This is a genomic window from Stenotrophomonas sp. TWI602, assembly GCF_039674045.1.
Lineage (GTDB): Bacteria > Pseudomonadota > Gammaproteobacteria > Xanthomonadales > Xanthomonadaceae > Stenotrophomonas.
In genome coordinates, this window is record NZ_JBDJMT010000053.1 from 1 (window position 1) to 373 (window position 373).

2 tRNA genes are annotated in these 373 nt (G+C 56.0%); both read right to left on the bottom strand.

The window, feature by feature from the left end:
• Positions 1–28 precede the first annotated feature (28 nt).
• Positions 29–105 (bottom strand) — tRNA-Asp (locus tag ABE483_RS18935).
• A 161-nt stretch (positions 106–266) separates the two neighbouring features.
• Positions 267–343: transfer RNA gene (locus tag ABE483_RS18940), tRNA-Asp, on the bottom strand.
• Positions 344–373: the final 30 nt, after the last annotated feature.

A 373-nucleotide genomic window follows, 5' to 3' on the forward strand; every position in this document is an offset into this window, starting at 1 on the left:
TGGTTTTCACCAAGGGCTTTTCAAAGATTGGCGGAGCGGACGGGACTTGAACCCGCGACCTCCGGCGTGACAGGCCAGCATTCTAACCAGCTGAACTACCGCTCCGCACTTTAACTTTTTCAGCCGACCAACGGTCTGCTTTACCAGCTGACCAACGGTCTGCTTTACCAGCTGACCAACGGTCTGCTTTACCAGCTGACCAACGGTCAGCTCTACCATCGGCGGAGAAAACAAGGCCCCCGATTGCTCAGGGGCCTTCTTGAAACTGGCGGAGCGGACGGGACTTGAACCCGCGACCTCCGGCGTGACAGGCCAGCATTCTAACCAGCTGAACTACCGCTCCACATTTCAAAACTTTTACTGGCAGTGCTTG